This window comes from Brevundimonas sp. UBA7506, from assembly GCF_002479495.1.
Taxonomy (GTDB): domain Bacteria; phylum Pseudomonadota; class Alphaproteobacteria; order Caulobacterales; family Caulobacteraceae; genus Brevundimonas.
Window position 1 is genome coordinate 84666 of record NZ_DLNQ01000005.1, and the last position, 15686, is coordinate 100351.

At 67.3% G+C, this 15686-nt stretch carries 13 protein-coding genes; 3 read left to right on the plus strand and 10 right to left on the minus strand.

Going from position 1 to position 15686, the window contains the following annotated elements; all coding sequences use genetic code 11:
- Nucleotides 1-35: 35 nt before the first annotated feature.
- The 6 genes from metH to ettA form a co-directional block, all read right to left on the minus strand.
- Nucleotides 36-2702, minus strand: a complete 2667-nt coding sequence (gene metH / locus B3K53_RS02185) for a methionine synthase (RefSeq protein ID WP_292082440.1) — start codon at nt 2700-2702, stop codon at nt 36-38.
- A gap of 127 nt (nt 2703-2829) precedes the next feature.
- Nucleotides 2830-3924, minus strand: a complete 1095-nt coding sequence (locus tag B3K53_RS02190; protein WP_292082441.1) for a homocysteine S-methyltransferase family protein — start codon at nt 3922-3924, stop codon at nt 2830-2832.
- The gene (metF, locus tag B3K53_RS02195; RefSeq protein ID WP_292082442.1) at nt 3925-4884 is read right to left on the minus strand and encodes a methylenetetrahydrofolate reductase [NAD(P)H]; all 960 of its coding nucleotides are present in this window, start codon (nt 4882-4884) and stop codon (nt 3925-3927) included.
- A complete protein-coding gene (locus B3K53_RS02200; RefSeq protein WP_292082443.1) occupies nt 4884-5846 on the minus strand; it encodes an ArsR/SmtB family transcription factor in 963 nt (320 codons plus the stop codon). Before B3K53_RS02200 ends, metF begins: the two co-directional genes overlap by 1 nt.
- A 115-nt stretch (nt 5847-5961) precedes the next feature.
- Complete coding sequence (locus tag B3K53_RS02205) at nt 5962-6891, minus strand: 2-hydroxyacid dehydrogenase (protein ID WP_292082444.1); 930 nt, start codon at nt 6889-6891, stop codon at nt 5962-5964.
- Between the two features lie 98 nt (nt 6892-6989).
- Entirely contained in the window at nt 6990-8657 is a 1668-nt protein-coding gene (ettA, locus tag B3K53_RS02210) for an energy-dependent translational throttle protein EttA (protein ID WP_292082445.1), read from the minus strand.
- Between the two features lie 178 nt (nt 8658-8835).
- On the opposite strand from ettA, the gene B3K53_RS02215 reads away from it, so the two are divergent.
- A complete protein-coding gene (locus B3K53_RS02215) occupies nt 8836-10347 on the plus strand; it encodes a serine hydrolase domain-containing protein (RefSeq protein WP_292082446.1) in 1512 nt (503 codons plus the stop codon).
- Here B3K53_RS02215 and B3K53_RS02220 read toward each other — a convergent pair.
- Nucleotides 10344-11258, minus strand: coding sequence for an alpha/beta hydrolase (locus B3K53_RS02220; protein ID WP_292082447.1), 915 nt, complete (start codon nt 11256-11258; stop codon nt 10344-10346). The two genes, B3K53_RS02215 and B3K53_RS02220, sit on opposite strands and share 4 nt — an antisense overlap.
- 164 nt (nt 11259-11422) lie before the next feature.
- On the opposite strand from B3K53_RS02220, the gene B3K53_RS02225 reads away from it, so the two are divergent.
- The gene (locus tag B3K53_RS02225) at nt 11423-11665 is read left to right on the plus strand and encodes a hypothetical protein (RefSeq protein WP_292082448.1); all 243 of its coding nucleotides are present in this window, start codon (nt 11423-11425) and stop codon (nt 11663-11665) included.
- Between the two features lie 38 nt (nt 11666-11703).
- On the opposite strand, the gene B3K53_RS02230 is transcribed toward B3K53_RS02225, so the two are convergent.
- Both B3K53_RS02230 and B3K53_RS02235 read right to left on the minus strand, forming a co-directional pair.
- Nucleotides 11704-12315: a TIGR02466 family protein gene (locus B3K53_RS02230; protein ID WP_292082449.1), complete on the minus strand. Its 612-nt coding sequence runs from the start codon at nt 12313-12315 to the stop codon at nt 11704-11706.
- 175 nt (nt 12316-12490) lie between these two features.
- Nucleotides 12491-13261, minus strand: coding sequence for a tRNA1(Val) (adenine(37)-N6)-methyltransferase (locus B3K53_RS02235; RefSeq protein ID WP_292082450.1), 771 nt, complete (start codon nt 13259-13261; stop codon nt 12491-12493).
- 143 nt (nt 13262-13404) lie between these two features.
- On the opposite strand from B3K53_RS02235, the gene B3K53_RS02240 reads away from it, so the two are divergent.
- On the plus strand, nt 13405-14379 hold the full coding sequence (locus B3K53_RS02240) for a polyprenyl synthetase family protein (RefSeq protein WP_292083351.1): 975 nt from the start codon (nt 13405-13407) through the stop codon (nt 14377-14379).
- Here the strand turns inward: B3K53_RS02240 and B3K53_RS02245 are convergent.
- Nucleotides 14376-15605 (minus strand): hypothetical protein, encoded by a 1230-nt coding sequence (locus tag B3K53_RS02245; RefSeq protein ID WP_292082451.1) that lies wholly within the window; start codon nt 15603-15605, stop codon nt 14376-14378. The genes B3K53_RS02240 and B3K53_RS02245 overlap by 4 nt on opposite strands.
- Nucleotides 15606-15686 lie beyond the last annotated feature (81 nt).

The window sequence follows — 15686 nt, forward strand, 5'->3', positions numbered from 1 at the left end:
CTGACGCTCCGTGCGGTGATGTGGTCGAGAATGGGCTAGGCCGCCGTCTCACGCGCCGCTGTACTTGGATCGTAGTTGAGGATGGAGGCCAGCCAGCGTTCGGCGGTTTCCGCGTCCCAGCCCTTGCGGGCCGCGTAGTCCTCGATCTGATCGCGGTCGATCTTGCCGACGCCGAAGTAGTGGCTGCCCGGATGGCCGAAGTAGAGGCCGCTGACCGAGGCCGGGGGCGTCATGGCGTAGCTTTCGGTCAGGGCCATGCCGGCGTTGGCACCCGCGTCGAGCAGGCGGAACAGGGTGGCCTTTTCCGTGTGGTCGGGCTGGGCCGGGTAGCCGGGGGCAGGGCGAATGCCCTGGTACTTCTCTTCGATCAGGTCTTGCACCGAGGTCGCTTCGTCGGGCGCATAACCCCACAGTTCGGTCCGCACCTTCTTGTGCAGGGCTTCGGCGAAGGCTTCGGCCAGGCGGTCGGCCAGGGCTGTGGCCATGATCGAGGAGTAGTCGTCGCCGGCGTCCTTGAACTTCCTGGCGACTTCCAGTTCGCCGTGGCCCGCCGTGACGGCGAAGGCGCCGATGTAGTCCTGGACTTCTTCCGCGATGAAATCCGACAGGGCCAGGTTGGGCTTGCCGTTCGACTTCTTGATCTGCTGGCGCAGGGTGTGGAAGCGGGCGATCTCTTCGTCGCGGTCCTCATTGGCATAGACGGCGATGTCGTCGCCGACGGCCTGAGCGGGCCAGAAACCGACCACGCCCTTCGCCGTGAACCACTTCTCGTCGATGATCCGCTTCAGCATGGCCTGGGCGTCGTGGAACAGGTCCTGGGCCGCCTCGCCAACGATCTCGTCCTCGAGGATCAGCGGATAGCGGCCGATCAACTCCCAGCTGGCGAAGAAGGGGGTCCAGTCGATGTGGTCGGCCAGATCCTGCAGGTCCCAGGCGTCGAACGAACGCACGCCGAGGAAGGAGGGCTTGCCGGGCATGGGGGCGGCGGGATCGACGTTGAAGCGGTTCTCGCGCGCCTGCTGCAGCGTGGCGCGGGCCTTGACCTCCTGGCCTCGGGCGTACTGCTCGCGGATGCGGATGTATTCGTCGCGGGTGGCGGCTTCGTTATTGGCCTTTTCGGTCGGCGACAGCAAACCCGAGACCACGCCGACGGCGCGGCTGGCGTCGATGACATAGGTGGTTGAGCCCTTGCGATAGCCCGGCTCGATCTTGACCGCCGTATGGGTGCGGCTGGTCGTGGCCCCGCCGATCAGCAGGGGAATGTCAAAGCCGCGTCGCTCCATTTCGCGGGCGACGAAGACCATCTCGTCCAGCGACGGGGTGATGAGGCCGGACAGGCCGATGATATCGACCTCGTGCTCGATGGCGGCGTCCAGGATGCGGTCGGCCGGGACCATGACGCCCAGGTCGATGACCTCGTAGTTGTTACATTGGAGCACGACGCCGACAATGTTCTTGCCGATGTCGTGGACGTCGCCCTTGACCGTGGCCATCAGGATGCGGCCCGCCTGTTCGCGCGGCTTGCCGGCCTTTTCGGCCTCCATGAAGGGTTCCAGCCAGGCCACGGCCTGCTTCATCACGCGGGCGGACTTCACCACCTGCGGCAGGAACATCTTGCCCGAGCCGAACAGGTCGCCGACCACGTTCATCCCGTCCATCAGCGGGCCTTCGATGACGTGCAGGGGACGTTCGGAGGCCAGGCGGGCCTCTTCGGTGTCGGCCTCGATGAACTCGGTGATGCCGTGGACCAGGGCGTGGGCGATACGGGCTGCGACGGGCTGCTCGCGCCAGGTCAGGTCGACGACGCGGGCCGCGCCCTTCTCGCCCTTGTAGTTGGGCGCCATGTCCACCAGCCGCTCGGTGTTGGACACATTGGTCCGCTGCGGCCGGTTCAGGATCACGTCCTCGACCGCCTCACGCAGAACCGGGTCGATGTCGTCATAGACGGGCAGGTCGCCGGCGTTGACGATGCCCATGTCCATGCCGGCGTTGATGGCGTGGTACAGGAAGACGCTGTGGATCGCCCGGCGCACCGGCTCGTTGCCGCGGAAGCTGAACGAGACGTTCGACACCCCGCCCGAGACGCGGGCGTAGGGCAGGGTGGTCTTGATGACCTTCGTCGCCTCGATGAAGTCGACGGCGTAGTTGTCGTGCTCCTCGATCCCCGTCGCCACGGCGAAGATATTGGGGTCGAAGATGATGTCCTCGGGCGGGAAGCCGACCTCGTTGACCAGAATGTTGTAGGCGCGGGTGCAGATCTCGACCTTGCGCGCGGCGGTGTCGGCCTGGCCCACCTCGTCAAAGGCCATGACCACGACGGCGGCGCCGTAGCGCAGGCATTTGATCGCGTGTTCGCGGAAGGCGGCTTCGCCCTCCTTCATGCTGATCGAGTTGACGATCGGCTTGCCCTGAACACACTTCAGGCCGGCCTCGATAACCTCCCACTTGGAGCTGTCGATCATGACCGGGACGCGCGCGATATCGGGCTCGGCGGCGATCAGGTTGAGGAAGGTGCGCATGGCGACGGCGCCGTCCAGCAGCCCTTCGTCCATGTTGATGTCGATGATCTGGGCGCCCGCCTCGACCTGCTGACGGGCGACGTCGAGGGCGGCGGCGTAGTCGCCGTCCACCACCAGTTTGCGGAACTTGGCCGAGCCGGTGACATTGGTCCGCTCGCCGACGTTGATGAAGACAGGTCTCAACGCAACTCTCCGCTCATCCCCGCGGAGGCGGGGACCCAGGTTTGAGCCGCGCACTGGCGGTCAGCATTCTGGATGTCTTCAAAGCACTGGGTCCCCGCCTCCGCGGGGATGAGCGGGTGGGGACGCATCACGCCACCAGCTCGAACGGCTCAAGTCCCGCCAGCCGCATGGCCACAGGGCGCTCGGGGATTTCGCGCGGTTTCAGCGGCGCGACCTCTTCGGCGACGTGGCGGATGTGGTCGGGGGTGGTGCCGCAGCAGCCGCCGACGATGTTGACCAGGCCCGAGGCGGCCCATTCCTCGATGAAGTGGGCGGTTTCGTGCGGCTGCTCGTCGTACTGGCCCATGGCGTTGGGCAGGCCGGCGTTGGGATAGGCGGCGACCAGGGTGTCGGCCACGCGGCTCAGTTCGGCGATGAAGGGGCGCATCAGGTCGGCGCCGAGGGCGCAGTTGAAGCCCACGGCGAACGGCTTGGCGTGGCGCACGGAGTTCCAGAAGGCCTCGGCGGTCTGACCGCTCAGAGTCCGGCCCGAACGGTCGGTGATGGTGCCGGAAATCCAGATGGGCAGGGCGGGCAGGCCCTCGTCCTCAAGGTCCTTGATGGCCTTGATGCAGGCCTTGCAGTTCAGCGTGTCGGTGATGGTTTCGATCAGATAGAGGTCGATGCCGCCCTCGTTCAGGGCCTTCACCTGATGGCGATAGGCGTCATAGACCTGATCGAAGGTCACGCTGCGCGCGCCGGGATCGTTCACGTCCGACGACATCGACAGCATCTTGGTCAGCGGACCGATGGAGCCGGCGGCGAAGCGCGGCTTGTGCGGCTCTTTCGCCGTCCAGCGGTCGGCGGCGGCGCGGGCCAGTCTGGCGCCTTCCAGATTGATGTCCCAGACGGCCTGGGCGTCCAGATGATAGTCGTCCTGGGCCAGCACGGTGCCGGAGAAGGTGTTGGTTTCGCTGATATCCGCGCCCGCGCCGTAATACTGATCGTGCAGGTCGGAGATGATGTCCGGGCGGGTGATGCAGAGGATGTCGTTATTCCCCTTCATCTGATGCTTTTCGTCATAGCCATTGGCCGCCACGAAACGGTCGCCGCGGAAGTCGGCTTCCTCCAGCCCGCGCCGCTGGATCATGACGCCCCACGACCCGTCGAGGACCAGGATGCGTTCCTTGGCCGCCGCGTGCAGGGCTGCGATCCGTTCGGGACGGGTAAGGGGGGAGGTCATTTACGCAACAGCCTTGGTTTCACGCACGCCCAGCACCCGGCAGATCGCATAGACCAGCTCGGCGCGGTTCAGGGTGTAGAAGTGGAAGTCCGAGAAGCCCTCTTCCTGCAGTCGCGCGCAGGTCTCGGCGGCGATGGAGGCGGCCAGCAGCTTGCGGGTCTCGGGGTCGTCGTCCAGCCCGTCGAAGTGGGCGGCCAGCCAGTCAGGGATGGAGGCTCCGCAGGCCGCGCTCATCCGGCTGAGGCCCTTGAAGTTGGACACCGGCATGATGCCGGGGATCAGGGGGATGGTCACGCCCGCCGCCCGCACGCGGTCGCGAAAGCGCAGGAAGGCCTCGATGTCGAAGAAGAACTGGGTCACGGCGCGCGTGGCGCCTGCGTCGATCTTGGCTTTCAGGACATCGATGTCGTGGTCGATCGACGGGCTTTCCGGGTGCTTCTCTGGATAGGCGCCGACGGTAATGTCGAAGCCGCCGACGCGGCTGATGGCCCGGGACAGTTCTGTGGCGTTGGCGTAGCCGTCGGCGCGAGGGGCATAGGCGCCGCCGATGCCCCCAGAATTATCATGTCCGCCCGGTGGATCGCCGCGCAGGGCCACGATGTGATCGACGCCGATGGTCTTGTAGCCCTCGATGACCTCATCGACCTCGTCCCGGCTGGCCTCGACACAGGTCAGGTGGGCGGCGGGACGCAGGGTGGTCTCGCTGATGATGCGCTGGACCGTGCGGTGGGTGCGCTCCCGCGTTGAGCCGCCCGCGCCATAGGTGACCGAGACGAAGGCGGGGTTCAGCGGCTCCAGCCGGCGGATGGCGGACCACAGATTGGCCTCGGCCTCGTCCGACTTGGGCGGGAAGAACTCGAAGGAGACGTTGACGGCGTTGTGGTTCGAGCCGGCGCGCGCGACCGGGCCCAGCGGCGACAGCAACAGGGCGCGGGCTTCGGCGAGAGAGGAGGGAGCCATCAGGCGGTCTTTCGAGCAGGGACATCGGCGCGCTCGCCGGTCCAGATGTGAACGGTCAGGCCCTCGGTGTCGGGCGGCAGGGCGACCGGGGCGTCGGCGGTCAGGCCCGCGTCGGCCAGCCAGCCCTGGATTTCCTCGTCGGCGAAGCCCAGGCGGCGATGCTGGTGCGCCTCACGCAACTGCTCCAGCTGGTGCGGGGCGAAGTCGACGATCAGCAGCTTGCCGCCGGGCATGACCAGACGCGCGGCCTCGGCCACGGCGGCGGCGGGGTCGGCCAGGTAGTGCAGAACCTGATGCACGATCACCAGATCGGCGCTGCCGAGCGGCAGGCGGGTCGAGAAGATGTCGCCGTGGCGCAGCTCGACCTTGTCCAGCCCGGCCTTGGCGACATTGGCGCGGGCGATGTTGAGCATGTTCTGGCTGAGGTCGAGCCCGACTGACATCTTCGCCTTCTTGCCGAACAGGGTCAGCATCCGACCCGAGCCGGTGCCCAGATCGACGACGCGCTCGAACGGGCCGGGACCCGCCGCCTGCTCGACGGCGGTTTCGACCGCGCTTTCGCAAACATAGAGGCTGCGCATCTGGTCCCACTGGGGTGCGACCTGTTCGAAATAGCGGGCGGCGTCGATGGCGCGCTCCTTGCGCACCTCGTCCAGGCGGCGATGGTCGGCCTCGCCCTCGGCGTCATCCAGCAGGTCCAGCACCGTGTCGATCAGCCGCCGCGACAGGGCGTCGTGCGACAGGCGGTAGAAGACCCGCGCTCCGTCGGGGAATCGCTCGATCAGCCCGGCGTCGGCCATCAGCTTCAGGTGACGCGACACGCGCGGCTGGCTCTGGTCCAGAACCCGCGACAGCTCCATGACCGACAACTCCTCGGCGGCCAGCAGCGACAGCACGCGTAAACGGGTCGGTTCGCCCGCGGCGCGCAGGGCCTCGACAGTCTGGTCAGCAGTCAGTGTCATGAGGTCGTATAAAGATATCCTTATACGATTATGCAAGCAAAATCTGACCGCAAGCGGCCGGGGTGCGACGGCTAAGCCGCATGGATCATTCAGAGACCCGTGAGATCGTGCGGGCTCAGGTCGTGACGGGCGTCTTGAGCGGTTCGCCCGCGAAATGGGCGGTCAGGTTCTGCAACAGCAGCATCAGCATGCCCTGAACCGCCTCGGTCGTGGCTCCGGCGGTGTGAGGCGTCAGCACGGTGTTGGGCACGCTGGCCCAGCGTGCGGCGTTGGTCGGCTCGATTTCGAACACGTCGAGAGCGGCGCCGCCCAGTCGTCCGTCGCGGAGGGCGGCGATGACGGCGTCCTCGTCCACCAGTTGACCGCGCGCGACATTGACCAGCAGACCGGAGGGCCCGAGCGCCTCGATCACCTCGGCCGAGATCAGGCCGCGATTGGTTTCATCCGCGCGACAGGCGACGACGAGGACGTCCGAGGCGCGGGCCAGGGCGAGTAGACTATCGGCGCGGGGCCAGGCGGCGTCCTTCGCGCGGGGCGCCCACCACTGGACGGTCATCCGCATGACCTCGGCGCGACGGGCCACAGCCTCGCCGATGGCCCCCAAGCCTACAATGCCCAAGGTCTGACCGCCCATCGACGGGGTGATGGTCTTGGACGCCGAGGTCCAGCCGCCCGCGCGGACCTGGCGGTCGCCCTCGGCGATCTGACGGCGCGCGGCCAGGATCAGGCCGAGGGCATGGTCGGCGACGTCTTCGTGATTGATGGCCGGTGCGTGGGTGACCGGCAGGCCGCGCGCGCGGCACCAGTCCACGTCGATGCCGTCATAGCCCGAGGTGAAGCAGGCGATCAGCGACAGGTTGGGCAGGCGCTCGATCAGGGTCTTGTCCAGCTCGAACTCGCCCGCCACGACCAGGACGCGCACGTCGGCGGCGGCCTCGACCGGCGGGCCTTCCCAGAAGCGATAGACGTCGTAGGCGCTTTCGAGAAAGGCGCTGAGCGGTCCTAGGTGCCGCTGCATGATCAGGATGGCGGGGCGCTGGGTCATGGCGGCAGACTAACCCGGTTCCGCCACTTCGCCAGCGGCCAAAGAAAAACGGCCCCCCGAGCGGATCGGAGGGCCGTTTCATCTAGCTTAGCGCTGGATCAGCGACCGAACTTCTGGTGCTGGATGCGCTTGGGAATGATGCTGTCCGCGCCCAGGCGGCGCATCTTGTCCTGTTCGTAGGCTTCGAAGTTGCCCTCGAACCATTCCACGTGGCCGTCGCCCTCGAAGGCGAGGATGTGGGTGGCCAGACGGTCCAGGAACCAGCGGTCGTGGGAGATGACCACGGCGCAGCCGGCGAACTCTTCCAGAGCCTCTTCGAGGTTCTGCAGGGTCTCGATGTCCAGGTCGTTGGTCGGTTCGTCGAGCAGGATCAGGTTGCCGCCGGCGGCCAGGGTCTTGGCCAGGTGCACGCGATTCCGTTCACCCCCAGAGAGCTGCCCCACCTTCTTCTGCTGGTCGCCGCCCTTGAAGTTGAAGCTGCCGACATAGGCGCGGCTGTTAATTTCGCGCTTGCCGACCAGCATGATGTCGGTGCCGCCCGAGATGGCCTGCCAGATGGTGTCGTCCGGCTTCAGGTCGTCGCGCGACTGGTCGACATAGGCCAGCTTGACGGTTTCGCCGACCTTGATCGTGCCGCCGTCGGGCGTTTCCTGGCCGGTGATCAGCTTGAACATGGTCGACTTGCCGGCGCCGTTGGGGCCGATGACGCCGACGATACCGTTGGGCGGCAGCTTGAAGGTCAGGTTGTCGAACAGGGTCTTGTCGCCATAGGACTTCTTCAGGCCCTCGACCTCCAGCACCACATTGCCGAGGCGCGGGCCAGGCGGGATCTGGATGACGGCGAAGGACTGGGCCTGACGGCTGTTTTCCTGCTCCGAGACCATCTTCTCATAGGCGGCCAGACGGGCTTTGGACTTGGCCTGACGGGCCTTGGCGCCCGAGCGGACCCATTCGAGTTCGCGGGTGAGGGCGCGCTGGCGGGCTTCCGATTCCGACTGCTCCTGCACGACGCGCTTCTGCTTGGCTTCCAGCCACGAGGAGTAGTTGCCCTCGTGCGGGTGGCCCTTGCCGCGGTCCAGTTCCAGCGTCCACTTCGTGACCTGATCCAGGAAGTAGCGGTCGTGGGTGACCAGGATGACGCAGCCCGGGAAGTTTTCCAGGTGGTGCTGCAGCCAGGCGACGGATTCGGCGTCCAGGTGGTTGGTCGGTTCGTCCATCAGCAGCATGTCGGGCTTGCTGAGCAGCAGGCGGGCCAGGGCCACGCGGCGCTTTTCACCGCCCGAAAGGTTGGTGACTTCCCAGTCGTCCGGCGGGCAGCGCAGGGCGCCCATGGCCTGGTCGATGCGGCTGTCGATGTCCCAGACGTCGCCGGCGTCGATCTTTTCCTGGAGGGCGGTCATCTCCTCCATCAGTTCGTCGGTGTAGTTTTCGCCCAGCTCGTTGGCGACTTCGTTGAAGCGGTTGACCCACTGCTTCTCTTCACACCAGGCCTCGACGTTCTGGCGCACGTTGAGCGCCGGATCGAGGTGGGGTTCCTGCTCCAGATAGCCGCGCTTGACGCCATCGGCGGCGCGGGCTTCGCCCTGGAACTCGTTGTCCAGGCCGGCCATGATCTTCAGCAGGGTGGACTTACCCGAGCCGTTGACCCCGACGACGCCGATCTTGGCGTCGTTGTAGAAGCTCAGCCAGATGTTCTCGAAGATCTTCTTGCCGCCGGGGAAGGTCTTGGTCAGACCCTGCATCTGGAAAATATATTGCTGCGCCATGAGGTGCGGTTTCGCCCTGTCGTCTGATCTGATGGGGAGGTTGGCGCGGGATGTAGCCGTCGCGGACCCTTTGGGCAAATCTCTAGACGTAACGCGGGGCGGTTTGAAGGCGGTGCATCCGTTCCGGCCCGTGGCGGCCTCTACCCGTCAGCCCGCAGGGGGCGGGGGAGCGACGTTCATGAAGCCATGGTCGATGGGGGCGCTGCTGGCGACGGCGCTGGCCTGCACAGCTGGCGGCGAGGCAGGGGCGCAGGACCGCGCGACCTTCGGCGCGGCGATGGACGCCTTTGCGCGCCGGGCGATGCAGCGGGTCGAGGCGGCGCCCGGTTTGGCGCTGGCCGTGGTGGACGAGGGCGGGCTGGTCCACGCGGCAGGGTACGGCGTGGCGGACGTGGCGACGGGGGCGCCGGTGACGACGGACACGCGATTCTACGTCGCCTCGGCCACCAAGTCCTTCACGGCCCTGTCGTTCGCGGCCATGGCGCAGCGAGGCGAGGTGGATCTGGACGCGCCCCTGGCCGACTGGGCGCCGCCGTCCGGCGTGCCGGCCGACATCGCCGCGCGGATCACCCTGACCGACCTGCTCAGCCACCGCTCGGGCGTGGACAACGACCCTATCGCCTTTCGGGTCGCCTATTCCGGTGATTGGACGCCCGAGGTTCTGTGGCGGCTGACGGCGGAGACGCGACCGCGCGACACCTCTTATGGCCAGTTCGCCTACGCCAATGCGGGCTACAACCTGGCCACCGTGCTGGCGGAGCGCCGCTGGGGCCGCGACTGGCGCGCCATGGTCGAGGATGAGGTGCTGACGCCGCTGGGCATGACGGCCACGACCGCCCGTATTGATGAAGCGCGCGCGTCGGGCGCGGTGGTCGCCGCCGGGCATTTCGGCCGTATCCCCGGCCAGCCCGAGCGGTCGCCGCTGCAGAAGACCGACGCCACCATGCAGTCGGCGGGCGGGCTGATCTCGACCGCGAGCGACATAGCCCTGTGGCTGGAGGCCCAGATCAACGATGGCCGTGTCGGCGGGCGCCGGGTCTTTCCGGCGGGGCTGGTCGCCTCGACCCATGCGTCGCGGGTGGCGCAGGACGCGACCTTCGGCCCCTATATCCGCACCGGCTATGGCCTGGGCTGGCAGGTCGGGCGCTATGGCGACGACGTGCTGATCCATCACTTCGGCAACTTCTCGGGCTCGCGCGCCCATGTCTCCTTCATGCCCGGGCGTCGTCTGGGCGTGGCGGTCATGGTCAACGAAGACGCCTTCGCCGGCGACCTGGCCGATGTGGTCGCCAACTACGCCTATGACTGGTTCGCAGGATTGCCCGACATTGAAGCCGTCTATGGCGCCAGGCTGGATGCCCTGATTGTCGAACGCGACCGTCGCCGCGCGGGCATTGCAGGCGCGGTGGAGGCACGGGCCAAGCGGCCCCGCACCCTGTCGCTGGCCAACGCATCCTATGTCGGCGACTACGTCAACCTGGCCTACGGAACCCTGACGATCCGCGAGGCGGGCGAGCATCTGTCCGTCGCCATCGGCGTGCAGCAGGACCTGGCCGACTACCTGACCGAGCCGGAGGGACTGCGTGTCGAACTGACCCCGTTCCGGGGCGAGGGCGTCGTGTTCAAACTGGACGCCGATGGTCGCCCGAGCGCGCTGGTCTATCAGGACGCCGTCTTCGTGCGAAACTAGGGCTTGGCGGGCAGGACGGCCATCAGGGCGCGGGTGAAGCCGACCGGTGCGACGGTCAGATGGTCCTCGTTTTCCAGCACCGTCGACTGGATGCTCAGGCCCGGATAGGCGCGGGATTTAAGCGTCCGCTCCATCGCGCGCATGTCGCCGACCATGTCCGTCTCGTTGTCGTGCCGGGCGGTGGGGCCGGGGCCTTCGAAGGCTCCGACATACATGAAGACCTCGGCGGGCAGGTCGCGGTGGGTGCGCGCGTAGTCCGCCTCGACCTTCATCATATGGCGCTTGTCGTACCAGAAGGAGGGGCTGCCCAGAACGTAGCCGCTGAACAGCGTCGGGTCGGTGAACATGATCTGGGCGCCCAGCAGTCCGCCGTAGGAATGGCCCAGCAGGACGCGGCGCGTCGGATCGGTGCGGAACTTCTGATCCACGAAGGGCAGGGCCTGGGTCTTCAGATAGGTCTGATAGGCCGCGCCGCCGCCGTGGACCGCGTCGCGTGAACTGCGCGGGCCGTTTGGCGTGGGGGTGTAGTCGCGGCGGCGGCTGTCGGCCCCGCCGTCACCCTTGGCGTAGGACAGGCCGACCAGGATGAACTCCTCGATCACCGGCCCCGCCAGATTCACGCGCCGCGCGATCTGGCGGATGATCGGGAAGGCGTAGTCGGCGTCGGTGACATAGAGGACCGGATAGCGGCGGTTCGGCTCGGCCTCATAGCTGGCGGGCAGGCTGACGAAGACCTCGTAGTCCCGGCCGGAGACCGGATCGGGCACCGACCAGACCTGGGTGCCCGTCAGCACATAGGGCGCGCCCTCGGCGGGGGATACGGCGGCGTCTGCGCGAGGCGAACAGCCTGCCAGGGCGATGATGGAGGCTATCATCAGCGCGAGCACAGCATCGCCTGTGACGAATGACATACTGCGGTTCCCCAGCCCTAGCTTCACTTTGGTGGCCATAGCTGCGGATGAATATGGCGAAGGTGCGGCGTTATGCGTTTCGGCTTTTCAAAATTCAACTTGAAGTAGTAAGATGATTGTAGTCCCTTCGACCCGCGCGATCCTGCGCACCAGGAGGGAATATCGTGAAAATTTCGCGTCTTGCGGTTCTTGCCGCGCTTTCCGTGGCCGCCCTGTCCAGCGTCGCCAGCGCCCAGCAACGGCCGTGGCCAGGCCCGGTTGAGCAAGGCCACGTGTCGTACCATTACAATCAGGAGTTGGAGCCGCGGGTTCTTGTCGCCGTGTCGGGTCAGAACTGTGACGGCAGTTTTTACCATGACCCTCTGATCATGGGGCAGCACATCGAGACCTTCTATTTCGATTGCTGATGCCGGGCTGGGCGCTCGCACCGTGTGGTGCGGGCGCTTCAGGCGTAGTTGAAGCTGATCGAGATGCGCTGTTCCTCGGCGCGGTTGGCCGGGACCTCGTGGCGCAACCAGCTTTCCCACATCAGGATCGTGCCCGAGGCGGGCTTCAGATAGACGAAGGGCTTTTCGGTCTCGGTCGCTTCGGCGGTCAGACCGGGGCGGGCCATCATCATGACCAGGCGCGGGTCCTCGATCTTCAACGACGAGGCGCCGTCGGGCACGTGAATGTAGATGGTGCCGGAAATGATGGCGTGCGGGTGGATGTGGCCGGTGTGGCCGCCGCCGGGCATCAGGACATTGACCCACAGATTGTCCAGCTTGGGCTTGCGCGCCAGATCGAAATGCAGGGCCTTGGCGTAGGCGGCGGCGTGCTTGTCCAGCAGCTTCTTCAGCTCGGCGAACTCGGGGAAGCGGTGCGGCAGGTCGTTGATCGAGCCGTAGGAGGTGTAGCCCGGATAATGATTGGCCTTGCACCATTCGATGCCGGCCTCGTCCTCCTCGGCCATGACCAGGCAGAGATCGAGGATTTCCTCGTGCAGTTCGGGCCAGGCGGGCAGATCGGCCAGCGAGGCTTCATAGACCTGGGTCGGGAAGAGGGGGCGCAGGGACATGGGGCGGTCATACCTCTCCCTCCCCATTTTGGGGAGGGTGGTTGAGCCCGAAGGGCGAAACCGGGTGGGGGCGCGTCGGCAAACAGGTCGCCGCGTTTCGTATCGCCAAGCCCTCCCCACCCGTCTGACGCTGCGCGTCAGCCACCCTCCCCATGAAGGGGAGGGAGAGGCGTCATCACCAACCCAGCCCCGCCTCGCCGCGCAGGATCGCCTCGGCCTCGGGGCTGTGCTTGGCGTCGGTGCGGTCGTGCAGGACCAGGGGCGGCAGCAGGCGTAAGGGCGCCTTGCCGGTCTTGATCGCCTGGACCAGCACCCGCTTGGCGGGTTGGTCGGCGTAGGGCTGGATGGGGCGGATGGCGAAGGAGCCGGCCTTGTCGCCCAGCAGGGCCAGTAGGTCGGCCAGGCGGTCGGCGCGGTGGATGACCACGATCTTGCCGCCCTCGCGCACGGCCTTCAGCAGGAAGCTGGTCCAGGCCTTCAGCCCGTCGTCGGCCATCCATGCGCCCTGCTTGCCGGGAGCGGGCGCCCGCAGTGCGCCGGGGTCGTCGAAGAAGGGCGGGTTGCTGACCGCCCAGTCGAACGCCGGCAGGGCCAATGCCCGGAAACCCTGCGCCACATCGCCGCTGAGAATGGTGGTGCGGTCATCGACGCCGTTCAGGGAGGCGTTTTCGCGAGCCAGTCCGGCGGCGGTCGCATCGCGCTCCAGCCCGGCCAGGATCACGCCCGAGCGACGGGCGGCAACTTGCATCAGCACCGCGCCCGCGCCGCAGCCCGCCTCGATCAGGCGCTCGCCCGGCTTGGCCTCGACGGCGGCGGCCAGCAGGGCGGCGTCCATACCGGCGCGATAACCCTTCACCGGCTGGCGCAGGCGGACACGGCCGCCCAGCAGGGCGGATTCCGCAACATCAACTGCGGCAGTAAGGGCTGACCCGGCTTGACCCATCATGACGCCGCCACCATTGTGCGCCGCATCGCGTTCGGGCAAGCGGATGCGAGTGATTTCCGGGCGAATCTTCCCCTTCGCCCCCTGAGTTGAAAGAGATTTTCGTGGACGCAGCTCTCGTCGCCGCTCCCCGCCCCAAGGGCGATGTGGACGCTCTTGTTCGTCTGGCCAAGGACGACATGGCGGCGGTCGACGCCCTTATCATCGCCCGGATGCAGTCCGACGTGCCGGTGATCCCGCTTCTGGCCGAGCATCTGGTCTCGGCGGGCGGCAAGCGTCTGCGTCCGCTGCTGACGGTCGCGGCGGCCCGCGCCATCGGCGCGACGGGCGAGATCGAAGGACCCAAGAAGCTGGCGGCCTCGGTCGAGTTCATCCACACTGCGACCCTGCTGCATGATGATATCGTCGACAGCTCGGAGATGCGGCGCGGCAAGGTGGCGGCGCACCTGATCTGGGGCGCGGCCTCGTCGGTCCTGGTCGGCGACTTCCTGTTCGCGAGGGCCTTCGAGCTGATGGTCGAAACCGATTCCCTGCGTGCTCTGGGTATTCTGGCGACGGCGTCCAGCGTCATCGCCGAGGGCGAGGTGCTGCAACTGACGCGCGCCCACGACCTGAACCTGGATCAGGACACCTATCTGCAGATCATCCGCGCCAAGACCGCCGAACTGTTCGCCGCCGCCGCAGAGTCAGGCGCGGTGGGCGCCGGCGCGACCGAGGAACAGGTCAAGGCGCTGCGCGACTACGGCATGGCCCTGGGCATCGCCTTCCAACTGGCCGACGACGCGCTCGACTACGGCAGCGACACCGCGACGCTTGGGAAGAACGCCGGCGACGACTTCAACGAGGGCAAGGCCACCCTGCCGCTGCTGCTGGCCGTCCAGCGCACCAAGGGCAAGGAAGACCTGTTCTGGGACCGCGTCATCACCAAGGGCGAGCGCACGCCGGAAGACTTCACCCGCGCGCGTGAACTGATCCTGGGCACGGGCGCGGTCGAGGCGACGCTGGACGCCGCCGGCGACTATGCCGATCGGGCCAAGGCGGCGCTGTCGGTGCTGCCGGCCAGCGACTGGCGCTCGGCGCTGGAAGACCTGGCTGACTTCGCCGTCAGCCGCGCGGCCTAGTTTCGACGCCGCAGACCGCCTAGCCCCCTCAGAAGAGAACGCGCGGCGTCGCCGACGGTCGGCGGTGCAGGAACCCCGCGGTCCTGAGCGCGCGCGCCCTCGGCGCCGTCGCCCATGTCCATGTCCGACATGTCCATGCCCAGCATGGTGGTGGCGGTCGCGCCGTATCGCACCTTGACCACGTGCTCGATGTTCCAGGTCTCGCGCCGGTTGGCCGGGCGCGGCGGATAGGTGAAGTCGGCCTCTCCGCCAAAGGCTGTGACCTTCACCATGGCCTGGGGCGCGGCGGCCAGGACGGCGCCGGGGATCGGACAGCGCGTGGTCGTGGCGGGCAGGATGACCTTCTGCGCGATCAGCCGGTCCAGATCGCCAGGCGACAGGAAGTCGGGGATCATGCCGGGCGAGATGGCGATGTCGCTGGAACTCCAGATGACGACATCGCCGGCCTCGTTCGCGCCCATGGTCAGGGCGAAGTAGCCGCGCGCGTTCGGCACGCTCTGCCAGCCCAGGCCCGAGCCGTCGTTCGGCCCGACGCCCGTCAGTTGCAACGGCGCCAGGAAGTCCTGATCGCCATTCAGGCTGAAGGTGATGTCGGGCGTATAGTCGCCCTGAACCTTGTGCGCGCCGACCAGGGAGCCGTTCGGCGGCACGGCCTGGCTGTCGCGGCTGTTCGGCCAGTCGCCGTAGGTGCGGCCCGAGCCGGGCGAGGGCGGCGTGGGCGAGGACAGGCGGATGTTGTTGGCCAGGGCGCCGAACTGGCTGGCGCTGTTGCGAGACAGTTCGATCACGACGGGTTGGCCCGCGCCGGTCGCCTCGCCGCAGCCGTGATAGATCAGCATCCGGGCCGAGCCGCCATAGTCCTGCGGCGCGTTGCGGTCGTAGTCGGGGCCGCGCTCGGGCATGTCCGGCGTGATCAGCGGCAGGCTGGGGCCGACGCCCAGCGAGGCGGGCGGCAGGTGCTCGGCGTGGGGCGAGGCCGTGGTGCGGCTGGATTGAAGCTGCAGCGTCAGCGACTTGTGGACGCCGCCGCCGGACATCATGGCCATGGGGTTGAACCCGCCGCCCCCGCTCATGCCGCCCATGCCGGACAGGCCGCTGCTGGTCTGGGCCGTCATCCAGTAGGTGGCGACGGGGCCGGTTGTGGGCTGGGTTTGCGCGGCCGCGAGGCCGGACACGGTCAGGGCGGCGGTCAGCGCCAGGGCGCTGGCTGTCGTCAAACGCTTCATGAGACTAGCCTCCGAAGGATCGAGTATCGACGATCTTCGAACGCTACGCCTCTCGCGACGATCGCGCCAGAGACGCGACCG

Bases quoted from the DNA above. Each gene is read 5' to 3' on its own strand.
- B3K53_RS02190 (WP_292082441.1), bottom strand. From the start codon at position 3,924: ATGACCTCCCCCCTTACCCGTCCCGAACGGATCGCAGCCCTGCACGCG.
- metF (WP_292082442.1), bottom strand. From the start codon at position 4,884: ATGGCTCCCTCCTCTCTCGCCGAAGCCCGCGCCCTGTTGCTGTCGCCG.
- B3K53_RS02200 (WP_292082443.1), bottom strand. From the start codon at position 5,846: ATGACACTGACTGCTGACCAGACTGTCGAGGCCCTGCGCGCCGCGGGC.
- B3K53_RS02205 (WP_292082444.1), bottom strand. From the start codon at position 6,891: ATGACCCAGCGCCCCGCCATCCTGATCATGCAGCGGCACCTAGGACCG.
- ettA (WP_292082445.1), bottom strand. From the start codon at position 8,657: ATGGCGCAGCAATATATTTTCCAGATGCAGGGTCTGACCAAGACCTTC.
- B3K53_RS02215 (WP_292082446.1), top strand. From the start codon at position 8,836: ATGAAGCCATGGTCGATGGGGGCGCTGCTGGCGACGGCGCTGGCCTGC.
- B3K53_RS02220 (WP_292082447.1), bottom strand. From the start codon at position 11,258: ATGTCATTCGTCACAGGCGATGCTGTGCTCGCGCTGATGATAGCCTCC.
- B3K53_RS02230 (WP_292082449.1), bottom strand. From the start codon at position 12,315: ATGTCCCTGCGCCCCCTCTTCCCGACCCAGGTCTATGAAGCCTCGCTG.
- B3K53_RS02235 (WP_292082450.1), bottom strand. From the start codon at position 13,261: ATGATGGGTCAAGCCGGGTCAGCCCTTACTGCCGCAGTTGATGTTGCG.
- B3K53_RS02245 (WP_292082451.1), bottom strand. From the start codon at position 15,605: ATGAAGCGTTTGACGACAGCCAGCGCCCTGGCGCTGACCGCCGCCCTG.